Source organism: Erysipelothrix tonsillarum DSM 14972, assembly GCF_000373785.1.
Taxonomy (GTDB): domain Bacteria; phylum Bacillota_I; class Bacilli_A; order Erysipelotrichales; family Erysipelotrichaceae; genus Erysipelothrix; species Erysipelothrix tonsillarum.
This window is the reverse complement of record NZ_KB892377.1, coordinates 19,022-34,519: the sequence shown is the minus strand read 5'-3', so window position 1 is coordinate 34,519 and position 15,498 is coordinate 19,022. Positions and strand designations below refer to the sequence as shown.

The following is a 15,498-nucleotide window of genomic DNA, read 5'->3' as shown; positions in this document are numbered from 1 at the left end:
CTGTATTTGTCATTTTATCTACCATCCCCTATTTCTGGTTCGACTTCGGATCCATTGCATCACGAAGTGCATCACCCATTAAGTTTACAGATAAAGCCGTAAACATAACGCATAGTGCTGGTAGAAGCCATTGCCACCAGTAGTTTTCAATAACTGTTGTATTCGCAACACCATTTAACATATTACCCCATGATGGTGAAGGTGGCTTAACACCAAATCCTAAATACGAAAGACCTGCTTCTGTAAGTAAGCTTGATGCATATCCAAGTGTCATATTAACGATAATGAAGTTAAATACACTTGGAAGAATATGACGAATGATAATTGTCTTTTCTTTAAGACCTAAAGCACGTGCCGCCAAGACGAAGTCTTTCTCACGTTCCGCAAGAATTTGACCACGCACGAGACGCGCAACTCCCGGCCACGAAATTACCCCGAGGATAACCATGATCATCGCAAGTCGTTGTGACTGTGTCGTTGAAGATGGGAGTAATGCTGAAAGGGTAATTGCTAACGGAAGGAATGGGAATGCACTGATAACCTCTGCAACACGCATGAGTAAATTATCAACCCAACCACCGTAGAAACCAGCGATGAGTCCCACAAGAACCCCAATTACTGTTGAGATAATCATTGAGATTGCACCAACAGTGAGTGAGATACGTCCACCATAAAGTAAACGTTCACCAATAGAACGACCCATATCATCAGTTCCTAGGACAAATCCTTTATTTCCCCAACCATTGATTTGATTGTCTTCGCTAACAGCGAAAGATTGGAAATGATCTGAGAAGATTTGTTTATTTTTAACATTTGTAATAGATGAAGGTATGTTTGTTAAATTGAACTTACCATCACCCCAAGCATAAACTTGGCCTGATTCAGTAAGGGCATTAAATGATGATAATGTTGATGAAATTTGAACCACTTTACCATCAAGTTCAGGAACACTTTGGTATTTACCCTGTGCACCCCAAGTATGAACATTTCCTTCAGAGTCTAATGCCATTGCAGACGTTTTAGTCAATTCGACTTGTGTTACTTTAACAGAACCATCTGTTAATTCAGTAGGAATGGCACCAACTTCTGTACCACTTTGTCCGAAGGCAACAAGTGAACCATCATCAAGTAACGCAATAATATTAAATTGTCCAATTGCAAAGTCTTTTACGCGACCTTGAATATTTTTAGGTATGTTATCGAGATTGTTTTCAAGAACACTACCCCATGTATAGATTTTTCCACTATCTGTAATAATTGCGGTAAAACGTTTACCAGCAGCTACTTTAACAATGTTATCACTACCAAGATCTTCCATGACATCAAATGGTAGCTCTGTTTGAGAGAACGTATTTTCTCCTACACCAATAAATTGATTGTTTTCGGTGACGGCAACAACAAATTTATCTCCTGATGCAAGTGATTTAATTTTACTGTTTTTTGTTTTTTCGACGATATCATCAACTTTAAATTTCTTATCAGGTCTTTGTCCCCAAAAGTGAACTTTCCCCGAATCATCTAAAGCAACAGAGTATGATGTACCACTACTTATTGTTTCAATGTTTTTTCCTTGTATTTCCTTGGGAATATTTAAGTATTTCATACCCGGAGCCAAGTTGTTTAGTACAGTTTCATGATCATATGAGTTGTACGGTCTGAATGATGTTGTTCCAAATACAACTACAAAGATTAATACAAAAGCAACAAGTCCTGTAACACCCAATTTATTTTCGAAAAAGTTTTTAGCAATTTGTTTAGATGGGCTAATAACCACATCATCTGCTATAAGATCTTCAAGCTCTTCATGTCTTTGTCCACCACTCTTAAATAGATTAGCAAACATCGATTTGATACTTGACCAAAGTGAATTCTTCTTATTATTGTCCATATCAAAACTCCTAATCTAATTTAACACGAGGGTCAACCATCGCGTATCCAATATCCATAATAATATTTGAAACAAGTGATAAGACTGCGTAGAACATGTTCATTGCTAGTACAAGCATGAAGTCACGGCTACCAACACCTTGAATCAAGACGTTACCAATCCCATTCCATGAGAAGATTTGCTCAGTGATGGCTGCACCACCAAAGATTCCTGCAATTGAACCAGCTAAAACAGTTACAACAGGAATTAACGCATTTCTAAAGGCATGTGAATAGATGATAACTTTACCGGAAAGTCCTTTAGCACGTGCAGTTCGAATATAATCGCTGTTTAAAACTTCGATCATTGCATTTCGGACATATCGAATTGTAGATGCAAATGAACCAATGGTTAACGTGATAATCGGTAATGCTGCGTATCTAAACCAATCTGCTACGTAAGCAATCCCTGTAGTACCCGCAAGCGGCATACCCCCTGTAGGGAAAATACTTAATTTAATCGCGAAGAAATAAATTAGTAGAATTGAGATTAACAATGTTGGCATTGACATACCGACAAGTGAAAAGACCTGCCAGAACTTATCAAATTTACCACCCCTATTAACGGCTGATTTAATACCCACAATAATCGAAATCACAAAGGCAATTGTTGTCGATATTACATTGAGGAAGACTGTATTTTTTAAAGGTGTTGCAATAACATCTTTAACGGGTTTGTTTTTAGAAGTTGAAATTCCTAAATCTCCCGAAAGTGTATTTTTTACCCAACGAACATATTGTTCTGGGAGTGGCTTATTATTACCGATGCGCTCTGCAGCTTCATCATAAGCCCTTTGGTATTGTACTGGATCTTTAATCGCTGGATTTATCATTCCTATAACGGGATCACCAGGCATCATTTTCACTAATGAAAATAGCATAATTGAGATGATGATCACGACAGGAATCAACGACATAATCCGTTTTATTATATACTTAAACATCGTTTTTCTCCTTTTAACACGACTATAAGAAGTGCCGCTTGACACTTCTTATAGTACTTACATTCAGTTATAACTCAAATTAATCTTCGATTGAGATATATTCCATTGTTTTTGACCAGTCCATCTCAGGTGTTACTTTTTCTAACCCTTTAACGCGGTTTGATGCGATATCGTGGTATAGATTTGAGTAGAGAGGGATTTGGAATAATAGATCATTCCAAATTTCGAAGTATTCAACAACTGCTGCTGAGTAAGCTTCACGATTTCCTGGTTCAATGCGGCGTACTTTTTCAATTGCTGCATCAAGTTCTGGATCTGCAACATCACTCCAGTTTAAACCTGTCCCAACATATTTTGAATGGTTTTGCCATGGATCGTATAGTGAAGTAAATGATGTCGCAAGGTTAAATGCGTTGAAATCATTTTCTTCAATTCCTTGCATGTAAGCGCCTAATGTAGCAAACTCACCTTGTTCAATGTAGTATTCCATACCAGCTTTTTCAGCTGCAGGTACTAATTGTGAAACAATTAAGTCAGTTACTGAGTTCTTTTCAGAACCAAAGTGTTTAACAATAAGTTTGTTTCCATCTGCATCGTAACGAGCATAGTCTTTACTTGCTTTACTTGCATCAAATGGTGTTACACCATCTTTTTCGAATTTATAGATTGATTGATCCAATAATTCGTTTGCTTTAGTAATGTTGTAAGTATAGTCTGTCAACTTGCTTTCGATTTCATCTTTATTGTCTTTGTAGAACCATTGTGATAGACCAAACGGACCATTAACAACGGAACCGTAACCACCAGCAATTTTTTGTACGAATTCGTTACGGTTTAACATATAACCGATTGATTGACGTACTTCTTTGTACTGAGTAGGACCTTTATTAGCTTTTAATGTAATGTTACCAAATCCATTACGTGGATAGTTAACAGTTTGTAATTCAAGTTCTTTTGCTTTATTGATGTATTCACCTTCGATATTTCCTGGTGATAAATCAACTTCACCTTTTTCAATAGCTTGTACTGTAACGTTTGAATCAACTTGACGAATAACAACTTTATCTACTGATGGTTTTTCACCTTCGTAGTTACCTACATATTGATCATTTTTAACCAAGATTGTAGTTCCGTTTTCATAGCTATCCATCTTATATGGTCCAACTACTACGGATGGTTTGTATCGTTCTGTTGTAGAAACATATTCAACAGCTGCTTGAATTTCTTCAGGTGTATTGTCAAATGCATTACCTTCAGCATTTAATTTTGCATCTTTAAACCAAACATGCATTGGTTCTGGTGAGATATCAGCTTTACTTGCTTCAAAGTAGTAAGGCAAGTTTGCTTTATCAATTGTTAATGAGAAAGTATTATCATCGATAAGTTTAACACCCTCGAATACTTTTGATTCACCTGTGCTATATGCTTCATAGCCTACAAGTTCGTCTCCTGTACTTTCCATTGATGCAACTTTCATCCAAGCTGGATTAGCACGTAATAACATTGCCATTACGTAATCTTTAGCTGTAACTTCAGTTCCATCTGAATATTTGTTACCTGACTTGATTTTGAAAGTATATGTTTTATTACCTTCTTTATCAGCAGTAACCTCGTGGCTTTCAACGAAGTTAGGGTTTGGCTTAATATCTGAAGTATCGCGATCAATATAGAATACGCTAGCTCCCAAGTGCATTAAGTTTGTTGCCCAACGGTCGTAAGCATTAGAACCGAACCCTTCCACAAAGTCACCATTTTGTGAAGCAGGGGCTGCTACCGTTAATGTACTAGCTGAACCTTTAGATCCACAACCAGTTAATACCATTAACGCTGCAACTAATGCAATCATTAATTTTTTCATGGTAATTCTCCTCCTTTTGTTGTCAAACATTGATACAGATAAGTGATACTGTATGAATGTATTATATAGGATACAGAAAATTTGTCAATTGGTTTTTCAGTATATTATCAATTTTATGAAAATAAATCATAAAAGTTATGAAACAATTTTCATAACTAAAATATATACTCTAACTGCACTTAAATGTGGGAAATTCAATGATTTCAAAATAGAGATTGTATATTATTTGTGTAAAAAACGCCCTTATTATCACAAAAAATCCATAGAATGATGCACCAACACTCAAATTCATGAAAGAATTTTCAGAAATAATTGCAAGATAGTACAATAATACAACATAAATTCTTTTATATTGATGGATATAAAAAAAGGACGCCTAAGCATCCTTTTTTATTTACTAAATATGAATTGGCAATCCGAGTGAAATTTCAGATGCATCCATAACTGTTTCAGATAGTGTTGGGTGAGCATGAATTGTTAATGATAGGTCTTCAACATTCATACGAGCTTCAACAGCTAATCCAATTTCAGCAATGATATCACTTGCTCCAACACCAGCTACTTGTCCCCCAAGTAATAATCCTGTGTCTTTTTCTGATACAAGTCTTACGAAACCTTCACCAGCGTTAAGTGAAAGTGCACGTCCGTTTGCACCGAATGGGAATTTTGATACTTTTACTGTTAATCCTTGATCCTTAGCTTCTTTTTCTGTTAAACCAACAGTTGCGAGCTCAGGGTCTGTGAAACATACAGCTGGGATTGCAACATAGTCAATTTCAGCTGAATGGCCAGAAATTACTTCAGCAGCAACTTTAGCTTCATAAGAAGCTTTATGTGCTAATGCTAATCCTGGTGTAACATCACCAATTGCAAAGATGTGTTTTTGACTTGTACGGCCTTGCTTATCAACTGTGATAAGACCACGGTCATTTGTTTCAACACCTGCTACTTGAAGACCAAGATCATCTGTGTTTGGACGACGTCCAACAGTTACCATTACGTAATCAGCTTCAATTGTTTCAGTTTTACCGTTTACTTCATATGTAACTTCAACACCATCTTTGGTTTCTTTGGCTTCTTTGGCCATAGCATTGTTTACAATTGTAACATCTTTCTTCTTGAACTCATTTTCCACAAGTTTAATCATATCTTTATCGAATTGAGGCAAGATTGAAGATGCACCTTCAAGAATTGTGATTTCGGATCCTAAGTTAGCATAAACACCTGCTAATTCACTACCGATGTAACCACCACCGATAACAACAAGTTTCTTAGGAATTTCTTTTAAGTTAAGTCCACCTGTTGAATCGATAATACGTTTTCCAAATTTAAATCCTTTGATTTCAATTGGACGGCTACCTGTTGCAATAATACAGTGTTTAAAAGTATATGATTGAGCGGACTCATCATTTACAACACGTAACTGATGTGTGTCATTGAAGAATGCTGTACCACGAATGATTTCAACTTTGTTTTTCTTCAATAACATTGCAATTCCTGATGTAAGTTTGTTTACAACTTGATCATCTTTCCATGCTTGTGTTTTTGTGAAGTCAATTTGCACATTTTCAGCTGTTACACCAAATGTTTGTGAGTTCATTGCTTCTTGATAACGATGACCTGCGTTAATGAGCGCTTTTGAAGGAATACATCCAACGTTAAGGCAAACGCCACCGATATTGTCTTTTTCAATAATTGCTACTTTTTGTCCTAATTGAGCTGCACGAATTGCTGCAACGTATCCACCAGGACCTGAACCAATAACAATTGTATCTAATTCTAATGCTAAATCTCCTACTACCATTTAATATTCCACCTTCCAATTAAGATTCCATTAATAGAAGCTCAGGATTGTTTAACAATCTCTTGAGTTCGTTCATGGCATTTTGTGCTAGGGCACCATCGATGATACGGTGGTCGAAGCTTAATGATAATGCTAACATATTGCCAACACCGATTGTACCGTCTGAAAGTACAACTGGTTTCTTATCAATACGTCCAACACCTAAGATAGCTACTTCTGGGTAGTTAATAATTGGTGTAAACCATAATCCACGTGCTGACCCAATATTACTAATTGTAATCGATCCATCACGCATATCTGCTCCAGCTAATGTATTATCATTTGCAGCTGCAGCCAATGTTGAGATTTCTTTAGCAATTGTAAAGATACCTTTTGAATCTGCATTTTTAATGTTTGGAACATATAAACCATGAGGCGTATCTGCTGCAAACCCGATATTAATGAAGTTTTTGTAAACAATTTCTTGTGTTGAATCATCAACACTTGAGTTTAAGATTGGGTACTTACGTACAACTGCAGTCAACGCCTTAACAATATAAGGTAAGAATGTTAGTTTAACATCTTGTGATGCTGCAATTTCTTTAAATTTCTTACGGTGGTTAACAAGTTCAGTTACATCAACTTCGTCGAATAACGTAACGTGTGGAGCTGTTGCTTTGCTTGTAACCATAGCTTTAGAAATCGCTTTACGTGTAGGTGTCATTTTTTCACGAGTTGTTGATCCTGAAACGACAACTGGTGCTGGCTTAGCTGCTGGTTTAGCTGCTGGTGCTGCTTGTGCTGTTTCAACTGGTGCTGCTTCAACTACAGGTGCCGTTGCGCCTCCAGCGATGAAGGATTCAACATCTGATTTACGAATATGACCGTGTTTACCTGTTGCATTAACAAGTGATAAATCAATATTGTTTTCACGTGCAAATTGACGAACAGATGGCATTGCAAGAACACGTCCAGCAATTTTATTTTGTGCGAATGTTTCGCCATTACCAGCTACAGGTTGTGTACCTGTTGTGGCAACTGGTGCTGCCGGTGTTGATGCTGCAGGAGCATGACCCTCTGCTGCAAATTCAACAAGGGGTTGACCCACTGTTGCCACAGTTCCAGCTTCAATCATAATATTCATGATTTTACCTGATACTGGGGATGGAATTTCTTGAACGAGTTTATCGTTTTGAACTTCTAATAGTGGAGCGTCTTCTTGAATCTCGTCTCCAACTTTTACGAACCATTGTACAATTTCTCCTTCAGCGATACCTTCACCGACATCAGGCATATTGAATACGAATGATCCTGTAGCTGCTGCAGGTGTTGCAGGTGCTGCTACTGTTTCTTCTTTTGCAGGTGTTGAAGCCACGGCTCCCTCAGCTGCGATTTCTACAAGGTCATCACCGACTGTTGCTACAGTTCCTGGTTCGACCATAATTTTTGTGATTGTTCCTGATACTGGGGATGGAATTTCTTGAACGAGTTTATCGTTTTGAACTTCTAATAGAGGTTCATCTTCTTTAATTGTGTCGCCTTCTTTAACGAACCAACTAACGATTTCTCCTTCAGCAATTCCTTCACCTACGTCAGGCATTTTAAATATAAATGACATTATGCACTTCGCCTCCTAAATTAATCAAAGTTAACAATTTCACGTACTTTATTAGTGATGTCTTCTTCGTTTGGTAACCAATCGTTTTCAGCTAAACCAAATGGGAAAATTGTATCTGGTGCTGCAACACGACCTACAGGTGCTTTTAATGTTAGAATTGCGCGTTCTGCGATTTCTGACATAACATGAGCGCCTACTCCGGCTTGACGTTGTGCTTCTTGTACAACAACTAAACGTCCTGTTTTCGTTACAGATTCAATAATTGTATCTAAGTCAATTGGTGAAACTGTACGTAAGTCGATTACTTCTGCAGAAATTCCTTCTGCTGCAAGTGTTTCAACAGCTTTCATTGATTCACGAACCATTGCTCCATAAGTAACGATTGTTACATCAGTTCCTTCTTTAACAACATTCGCTTTTCCTAAAGGTACTGTATAGTAACCTTCTGGAACTTCCTCACGGAATGAACGGTATAATTTCATATGTTCTAAGAACACAACTGGATCGTTGTCTTCGATAGAAGCTAAAAGTAGTCCTTTAGCGTCATATGGATTTGATGGAATAACCACTTTAATTCCTGGTGATTGAGCCATTAAACCTTCAAGGTTATCTGAGTGAAGCTCAGGTGTATGAACACCGCCACCAAATGGTGAACGGATTGTGATTGGCATGTTACGTGTATTACCTAAACGGTAACGTGTACGTGCCATTTGAGCAACTACTGAGTCCATAACTTCAAATACGAAACCAAAGAATTGGATTTCAGGAATTGGACGATATTTTTCTAATGCTAATCCGATTGCTAATCCACCAATACCGGATTCAGCTAATGGTGTATCAAATACTCGGTCTTCACCGTGTTTTTCTTGAAGTCCGTCAGTTGCACGGAATACACCACCGTTTTTCCCAACATCTTCTCCGAAAATCAATGTATTTTCGTCGCGTTCAAGGGCAATATCAAGCGCTTCTGTAATGGCTTGAATCATTGTTAGTTGTGCCATTATTTGTTACCCTCCTTGTTTTCAAAATATTCAATTTGTTCTGCAATTGTGTTTGTTGGTTCTTCAAACATGTTTTTCAAGAAGTCAGAAACTTTTTGTTTTGGTGCTGAATCAGCAAGTTTAACAGCTTCTTTGATTTCTTCATCAATCTTAGCGATTAATTCAACTTCTTTTTCTTCATCCCAAAGACCTTTTTCGGTCAAGAAATTACGCATTCTGATCAATGGATCTTTTTTATCCCATTCATCAAAACTTGCTTGTGTTCTGTATCGTTTTGGATCATCACCGGATAATGAGTGAGGACCGAAACGTGATGTTAATGTTTCAATTAATACAGGACCATTTCCTTCGATTGCCCAGTCACGAGCTGCTTTTGTTGCTACATAAACTGCGAGTGGATCCATACCGTCTACTTGAACACCAGGGATACCTGCGGCTGCTGCTTTTTGAGCGAGTGTAGGTGCTGCTGTTTGGACGTGACGTGGTGTGGAGATTGCATACCCATTATTTTGGATAAAGAATACAACAGGTGCTTTAAATGCTCCAGCATAGTTGAGTCCTTCATATGTATCACCTTGTGATGATCCACCGTCTCCTGTATATGTAAAGGCAACTTGTTGTTTACCGCGTTTTTTAAGTGCGATACCAGCTCCAGCTGCTTGGATAATTTGCGCACCAATAATGATTTGTGGTGGCATTGCATTGAAGTCTTCAGGGTAGTTATTTCCTTCAACGTGTCCACGGCTCCATAAGAATGCCTTATGTAGTGGTAATCCGTGTTGTACTAATTGAGGAATATCACGATATCCTGGGAATAAAATATCCCCTCTATTAAATGCAAAGTGACTTGCCATTTGACTTGCTTCTTGTCCTGCTGTAGGAGCGAAGAACCCAAGACGACCTTGTCGTGCTAATGTTGTTGAACGGTCATTTAATGCTCGTGACCATAACATACGTTCGAAGAGTTCTACTAGCTCCTCATCTTTTAAGTCTGGTAACATTTCTTTGTTAACAACTTTTCCAGTTTCATCAAGAATCTGGAATGTTGGGTATAGCTTTTCAACATTTTTAAGTTGAGCAGCAAAATCCAACGCTTTATCTTTCTTAACTTGTGCCATTGAAATTTCCATTTCCCTTCTATATCTTGCTTAGGTCATTAAGTGGTAATGCCTAATTACAGTTTAAATGTAACACGTAAGTGGTTATCATTCAACGATATTGCTACTTTCGAGCAAAATTCATTTATTGTGATAATTTAATCAAACATTAGCTCTAATAATTCCTCTTTTGAGATATTACCAAAGTACTTTCTTAAATTAATTTCTGATAGGATTGCATCTACGTCACTTTGTTTAAATCGCGCGCCTTGGAGTCGTGCTTCAACATCCGCAACATCTTCCAATCCTAAATAATCTCCAATAAAACGAACATTGGCTATGTGGCCTTCGCTTACATCCATCAAGACCTCAACACGTCCGCCAGCAAATCGTTTACTGTTCTTTAGATTGAATTCTGGTGAAGCACCATAAATCCAATCCCATGTGCCAAATCGATTAATTGCCTCGTATTCAATCTTAGCAATCTCTTCAGGCGATAGGATAATTTCCTCATCTTGCCCCTTGTTTGATAAAAAGTATTGTAACTCATCCCAGAAGGTTTTAAGATCAGTACCTTCAGGTAAATGTTCTTTAATATTGGTTACGCGTGATCGCACCGATTTTACCCCTTTAGAAGTAATCTTATCGGGATCAACGTTTAACGCTTGAACCATATCTTCAATATTAACGTCAAACAACAGTGTCCCATGATGCATAAGCTTTCCATTGGCCATTCGTTGTGCATTTCCTGAAATCTTGAGTCCATCAATTAAAATATCATTACGTCCTGAAGCCTCAGCATTGATACCCATACTTGCTAAGGCATCAATAATTGGTTGGACATACTTCTTATAATTGACTTTTCCTGGGTCATCCACATTAATTACAAAAGTAAAGTTTAGATTACCAAAATCATGATATACAGCACCACCGCCAGATACGCGACGGGCAACCTTGATTCCTTGATCATCAATAAACTTTTGATTAATTTCTTCGACTGTATTTTGGTTTTTACCAATAATGACAGCTGGCTCATTTTGCCATAGAAAGAAAAAATCCTCATCACAATCGATGTGCTTCATAGCATATTCATCAAGTGCCAAATTAAAATAAGGATTTGTTGATGGATTTTTTAAGTATCTCATACTCGTTACCTCACTCTCTATCTCCCACATCCACTTTCATTTTAAAGAGCATTACGATATAATTCAACTAAAGTGAATTTATATTTCACATTCACTTCGTTATCGTTTTGACAATTAAAAAGGAGATTAAATTATGGAATTCACATTACAAACGCCAGCAATGATTTTCCCTGCGATTTCATTACTCATGTTAGCCTATACGAACCGGTTTGTAGTACTCGCGGGTTTAATACGAGATTTATATGAAAAACACCAAGATTCACCTAATGAACAAATTCTAGCGCAAATCATAAATCTACAAAAACGAATGAAGTATATCAAATCGATGCAAGTGCTTGGAGCTATGAGTTTCATTGGAGCGGTGCTCAGTATGTTACTAACAATGTTCACCCATTACAATGCAGTCATGTTTACGCTCTCGCGTGTTATCTTCGCCCTAAGTTTAGTATTGCTTGTCATCTCGTTGGTATATCTTCTCAAAGAATTATCCATTTCAATCGAAGCACTCACCATTCAATTACAAGATATTAAAAATAAAAATAAAAAAAATTAAAAGGCACGTGTGTGCTTTTTAATTTGAAAGAAAAGAGGATTTATCGTGACAACAACATATTATTTAATGCGCCACGGCAAAACGGTTTGGAACCAGGAACATCGCATGCAAGGGTCTAAGAATTCGCCCCTAACGTCCGAAGGCATCGCACAGGCAGAAGCACTTTGTGATCGGTTAAATACGATTCATTTTGATGAAGTTATTGTAAGTACTAGCCCACGCGCACAAGAAACCGCGGCTATTGTCTTTCCACAACATCAACCTCAATTAGAAGCTGGTTTACGGGAAATAGAAATGGGTGTTTGGGAAGGTGAACTTCATGAAAATGTTGCCCGAAAATATCCCCAAGCATGGCATCATTTTCATCACGACCCCCTAAAATTCATTCCTGTTGGCTCAGGAGAACAATTCAAAGATGTCCACAATCGTATTGTCCCTGTTTTGGATTCCTTGGCTGAAACCTATTCGGGGAAAACGATTGCCATTGTTTCACATGGTATTACTCTGAAGATAATTACGAATTATTTACTAGGATATTCTTTTGATCACATTCATCTTCAAGATGCCTTTGATTCTACAAGTTTAACAAAAATTGAAATCACGAATGGACAAGCTACTTTATGTTTTAGAAACGATATCAGCCACTATCAGCGAAAATAAAAAATCTCCTCATATAGGAGATTTTTTTAGTGCATCAATCGATTTTCATCATTGACGAGATTAATAAATTCTTTCACAGCATCAAATATCATTTTTAATTCATCGGGATCCATACTCTCAATATCACTTGAAATGAAGTACTCAACAATTGGTAGTACATCGCCTTCCTCCATTGATTCTTTGAAAGCAGAGACGAAAAGTACGATGCGATCAGCGACTTCCTCATTAATTATTTTCGTTTCAATTTCTTTTTTTACTTCCTCAAAATTATCTTCAATTTCAAAAAGATTTATCGGACGAAACGGCGGTATGACAATTTGAATACTTGAGTCGTAAGGATTGCGGTTTACAATAATGACTTGTGATTCTTGTCCATGTTTCATAGTGTATCATCCTTTCATTTCTATTCTACCATACTTATATCTACATTGCATTTGAGATAACAACGCGCGTATAATATCGGTAAGGAGTGATAAAATGGAAAGAATAGAAAAACTAACAGCACTTATGCACGAAAATCAACTGATTATCACAGATGAAATGATGATTTTTTACTACACTGGACATCGCTATGATGTGGGTGAACGCATGATTGCTTTACTCGTAAGTAAGCAACAGGAACCAGTTCTCTTTTTAAACAAATTATTTGAAGCATCCCAAGATATCAAAACAATCTGTTATGAAGATGGTGACGATACGACAGCGCTTATTGAAAACCACTTATTGCAAAAGGAACTTGCGATTGATGGAAACTGGGCTTCCCGATTTTTAATACCTTTTATCGACAAAGGGTATCACATTGTTAATGGGTCTACGTACCTCGAACAAATTCGTACAATTAAGGATTCCGAAGAAGTCGCGATACTCACTGAAGCATCACATCACAATGATCGTATCATGCTTGAAATGGAAGCACTGCTTCAAGTCGGAATGACTGAAATAGAACTCGCAGAAATCGTTCGTCAAAAACAAACCACACCGCCGCTAACGGGTGTTAGTTTCGAACCGATTGTACTCTTCACAGAAAATATCGCTGACCCTCATGGGGTACCATCCGATCGGATCCTTCGTGAAGATGATGTTGTATTAATTGATATGGGCGGCATCTATAAAAATTACTGTTCTGATATGACACGCTGTTTCTTCATGGGCGATAATCCCAAAATGGAAGCGATTTATAAAATCGTCTTAGAAGCAAATAAAGCGGGTATCAACGCAGTAAAACCGGGTGCAACTTTATCCGATGTTGATCGTGCAACCCGTTCCGTAATTGAAAAAGCAGGATACGGACCTTATTTTGTACACCGAACCGGACACGGAATAGGAATGGAATGTCACGAAAATCTTGATGTCTCATCTAAAAACAATCGTACCATTGAGCCTGGAATGTGTTTCTCAATTGAACCCGGAATTTATATCCCTAATGTGGGTGGAATTCGAGTTGAAGACCTTGTTCATGTAACAAATGAAGGTGTCTTTGTCATGAACCAATGTAAAAAAGAATTAAAAGATATTAAAAAGTGAAACACTCGTGAAAAACACGCTATTTAATTTACATATTTATGTTTAAAGGTTATGATGTATATGCAGTCATAAGATTGTAATGCTTTACATCCCCTCAAAGCATTTGGCAGCCAATGGCTGCCTTTTTTTATGCCCAAAAACAAAAGAACTGACCGTTATCGATCAGTTCTTTTCTCCAAATACCACTTTAACAATTTGTTCTGTTGCGTTACCACCATAGGTAACATGGCTAGCTTTCATTATCTTTGTTTTTTCAACTTGTTCTTGATAATCCATCGTCTTGATGTAATTCAATAAGGTCGCTTCATCACGAATAATACCACTTGGTATGACTGACTCTAGTTCAATATAAAATTCTCGCTTTGCTGCATATGCTTCATAATCATATCCAATACAAATAACAGGACGCTCCAGAATACAATAATCAAAGATAATACTTGAATAATCTGAAATAAGAATATCTGAAATCATCATTAAGTCATTCACACGTGGATAGGCTGTACCATCAAAGAAAAAATCATCGAAAGCAACACCCATCAATTCATTTGTGTACGGATGTGTCCTAAGGATTACAACATATTCATCACCCAACGTTTTTTTCCAAACATCACAATCGATGGGTGGTTTAATCTGATAGCTCTTACCAAAGTCTTCACTATCACGCCATGTTGGTGCATAAAGAATTACTTTTTTATCGCTAGGAATGTTTAAATCTGATTTGATTGCTTCGACGGCTATCGGATCAACATGATATAAAGCATCGTTACGAGGGAGCCCAGTTGGAATCATCGATTCTGGCTTCGCATTAAAGTCTCGGTAATAAATCGGTCTTTCATACTCTGCACTATAACAAATATAATTCGTATGAGACCAATCAAAATCCGTTCTTCCTGCGACGGCATTCCCCATTTCATTGATTGCAACACCATGCCATGTATTGAGGAACACAGTCTTTTTTTTCTTAAAATGCAAACCGCGTTCAATATTAACACTTGTAATCCAATATTGTGCTTTTAAAGCAGTCTTAAAATATTGCCATGTATCAGCTTTCACCACATCGGCGCCTTCAATAACTTGCGATACTGTTTATAATTTCCATCTGATTTCATATATTCATAAATTGCACGCGGGCTGTCATTATAACCACGTGAATTTGCTGAAATTAAAATTAAATTTTCTTCTGTGCGCACGAATAATCCAATTAAACGCATGATTAATGACATTGTTTTAGTAAATACGATGAGTAGTATTTTATTGTGTTTTAAGATATAATCAAGTTTTTTCTTCATTCATAACCTCCTCGAAAGGCTTATCATACATTGGCTATTTTACTATAAAAGGTTCCCGATTAATACTTACTTTTAAACAAAGAAAAGGTGTAAACGACAC

General features: G+C 37.2%; 14 protein-coding genes. 3 read left to right on the top strand and 11 right to left on the bottom strand.

From position 1 onward, the window contains the following. Positions 1-28: 28 nt before the first annotated feature. From B096_RS0100165 to lplA, 8 genes are all read right to left on the bottom strand, one after another. Positions 29-1,888 (bottom strand): ABC transporter permease subunit, encoded by a 1,860-nt coding sequence (locus B096_RS0100165; protein ID WP_018578755.1) that lies wholly within the window; start codon positions 1,886-1,888, stop codon positions 29-31. Positions 1,889-1,898: 10 nt separating this feature from the next. Then, on the bottom strand, positions 1,899-2,870 hold the full coding sequence (locus B096_RS0100160; RefSeq protein WP_018578754.1) for an ABC transporter permease: 972 nt from the start codon (positions 2,868-2,870) through the stop codon (positions 1,899-1,901). A 79-nt stretch (positions 2,871-2,949) separates the two neighbouring features. Further along, positions 2,950-4,728: an ABC transporter substrate-binding protein gene (locus B096_RS0100155; RefSeq protein ID WP_018578753.1), complete on the bottom strand. Its 1,779-nt coding sequence runs from the start codon at positions 4,726-4,728 to the stop codon at positions 2,950-2,952. A 397-nt stretch (positions 4,729-5,125) separates the two neighbouring features. Further along, on the bottom strand, positions 5,126-6,532 hold the full coding sequence (lpdA, locus tag B096_RS0100150) for a dihydrolipoyl dehydrogenase (RefSeq protein WP_018578751.1): 1,407 nt from the start codon (positions 6,530-6,532) through the stop codon (positions 5,126-5,128). 19 nt (positions 6,533-6,551) lie between these two features. Further along, complete coding sequence (locus B096_RS0100145) at positions 6,552-8,129, bottom strand: dihydrolipoyllysine-residue acetyltransferase (RefSeq protein ID WP_018578750.1); 1,578 nt, start codon at positions 8,127-8,129, stop codon at positions 6,552-6,554. A 20-nt stretch (positions 8,130-8,149) separates the two neighbouring features. Next, on the bottom strand, positions 8,150-9,130 hold the full coding sequence (locus B096_RS0100140) for an alpha-ketoacid dehydrogenase subunit beta (RefSeq protein ID WP_018578749.1): 981 nt from the start codon (positions 9,128-9,130) through the stop codon (positions 8,150-8,152). After that, positions 9,130-10,248, bottom strand: a complete 1,119-nt coding sequence (pdhA, locus tag B096_RS0100135) for a pyruvate dehydrogenase (acetyl-transferring) E1 component subunit alpha (RefSeq protein WP_026254066.1) — start codon at positions 10,246-10,248, stop codon at positions 9,130-9,132. Before pdhA ends, B096_RS0100140 begins: the two co-directional genes overlap by 1 nt. A 137-nt stretch (positions 10,249-10,385) precedes the next feature. Next, positions 10,386-11,372 (bottom strand): lipoate--protein ligase, encoded by a 987-nt coding sequence (gene lplA / locus B096_RS0100130; protein ID WP_018578747.1) that lies wholly within the window; start codon positions 11,370-11,372, stop codon positions 10,386-10,388. Positions 11,373-11,505: 133 nt separating this feature from the next. On the opposite strand from lplA, the gene B096_RS0100125 reads away from it, so the two are divergent. Together B096_RS0100125 and B096_RS0100120 are read left to right on the top strand one after the other, a co-directional pair. Beyond that, positions 11,506-11,925, top strand: a complete 420-nt coding sequence (locus tag B096_RS0100125) for a DUF2721 domain-containing protein (RefSeq protein ID WP_018578746.1) — start codon at positions 11,506-11,508, stop codon at positions 11,923-11,925. A 45-nt stretch (positions 11,926-11,970) separates the two neighbouring features. Next, the gene (locus B096_RS0100120; RefSeq protein ID WP_018578745.1) at positions 11,971-12,585 is read left to right on the top strand and encodes a histidine phosphatase family protein; all 615 of its coding nucleotides are present in this window, start codon (positions 11,971-11,973) and stop codon (positions 12,583-12,585) included. A gap of 26 nt (positions 12,586-12,611) precedes the next feature. On the opposite strand, the gene B096_RS0100115 is transcribed toward B096_RS0100120, so the two are convergent. Next, positions 12,612-12,968, bottom strand: coding sequence for a hypothetical protein (locus B096_RS0100115; protein ID WP_018578744.1), 357 nt, complete (start codon positions 12,966-12,968; stop codon positions 12,612-12,614). Positions 12,969-13,062: 94 nt separating this feature from the next. Between B096_RS0100115 and B096_RS0100110 the strand changes: the two genes are divergently transcribed. Further along, on the top strand, positions 13,063-14,109 hold the full coding sequence (locus B096_RS0100110; RefSeq protein WP_018578743.1) for a M24 family metallopeptidase: 1,047 nt from the start codon (positions 13,063-13,065) through the stop codon (positions 14,107-14,109). A gap of 162 nt (positions 14,110-14,271) precedes the next feature. On the opposite strand, the gene B096_RS09360 is transcribed toward B096_RS0100110, so the two are convergent. Beyond that, positions 14,272-15,165, bottom strand: a complete 894-nt coding sequence (locus tag B096_RS09360) for a CDP-glycerol glycerophosphotransferase family protein (protein WP_244264548.1) — start codon at positions 15,163-15,165, stop codon at positions 14,272-14,274. Further along, positions 15,159-15,398 carry a CDP-glycerol glycerophosphotransferase family protein gene (locus B096_RS10100; RefSeq protein WP_244264547.1) on the bottom strand — a complete coding sequence of 80 codons (240 nt, stop codon included), beginning with the start codon at positions 15,396-15,398 and terminating at the stop codon, positions 15,159-15,161. Before B096_RS10100 ends, B096_RS09360 begins: the two co-directional genes overlap by 7 nt. Positions 15,399-15,498: the final 100 nt, after the last annotated feature.

Bases quoted from the DNA above. Each gene is read 5' to 3' on its own strand.
- B096_RS0100165 (WP_018578755.1), bottom strand. From the start codon at position 1,888: ATGGACAATAATAAGAAGAATTCACTTTGGTCAAGTATCAAATCGATG.
- B096_RS0100160 (WP_018578754.1), bottom strand. From the start codon at position 2,870: ATGTTTAAGTATATAATAAAACGGATTATGTCGTTGATTCCTGTCGTG.
- B096_RS0100155 (WP_018578753.1), bottom strand. From the start codon at position 4,728: ATGAAAAAATTAATGATTGCATTAGTTGCAGCGTTAATGGTATTAACT.
- lpdA (WP_018578751.1), bottom strand. From the start codon at position 6,532: ATGGTAGTAGGAGATTTAGCATTAGAATTAGATACAATTGTTATTGGT.
- B096_RS0100145 (WP_018578750.1), bottom strand. From the start codon at position 8,129: ATGTCATTTATATTTAAAATGCCTGACGTAGGTGAAGGAATTGCTGAA.
- B096_RS0100140 (WP_018578749.1), bottom strand. From the start codon at position 9,130: ATGGCACAACTAACAATGATTCAAGCCATTACAGAAGCGCTTGATATT.
- pdhA (WP_026254066.1), bottom strand. From the start codon at position 10,248: ATGGCACAAGTTAAGAAAGATAAAGCGTTGGATTTTGCTGCTCAACTT.
- lplA (WP_018578747.1), bottom strand. From the start codon at position 11,372: ATGAGATACTTAAAAAATCCATCAACAAATCCTTATTTTAATTTGGCA.
- B096_RS0100125 (WP_018578746.1), top strand. From the start codon at position 11,506: ATGGAATTCACATTACAAACGCCAGCAATGATTTTCCCTGCGATTTCA.
- B096_RS0100115 (WP_018578744.1), bottom strand. From the start codon at position 12,968: ATGAAACATGGACAAGAATCACAAGTCATTATTGTAAACCGCAATCCT.
- B096_RS0100110 (WP_018578743.1), top strand. From the start codon at position 13,063: ATGGAAAGAATAGAAAAACTAACAGCACTTATGCACGAAAATCAACTG.
- B096_RS10100 (WP_244264547.1), bottom strand. From the start codon at position 15,398: ATGAAGAAAAAACTTGATTATATCTTAAAACACAATAAAATACTACTC.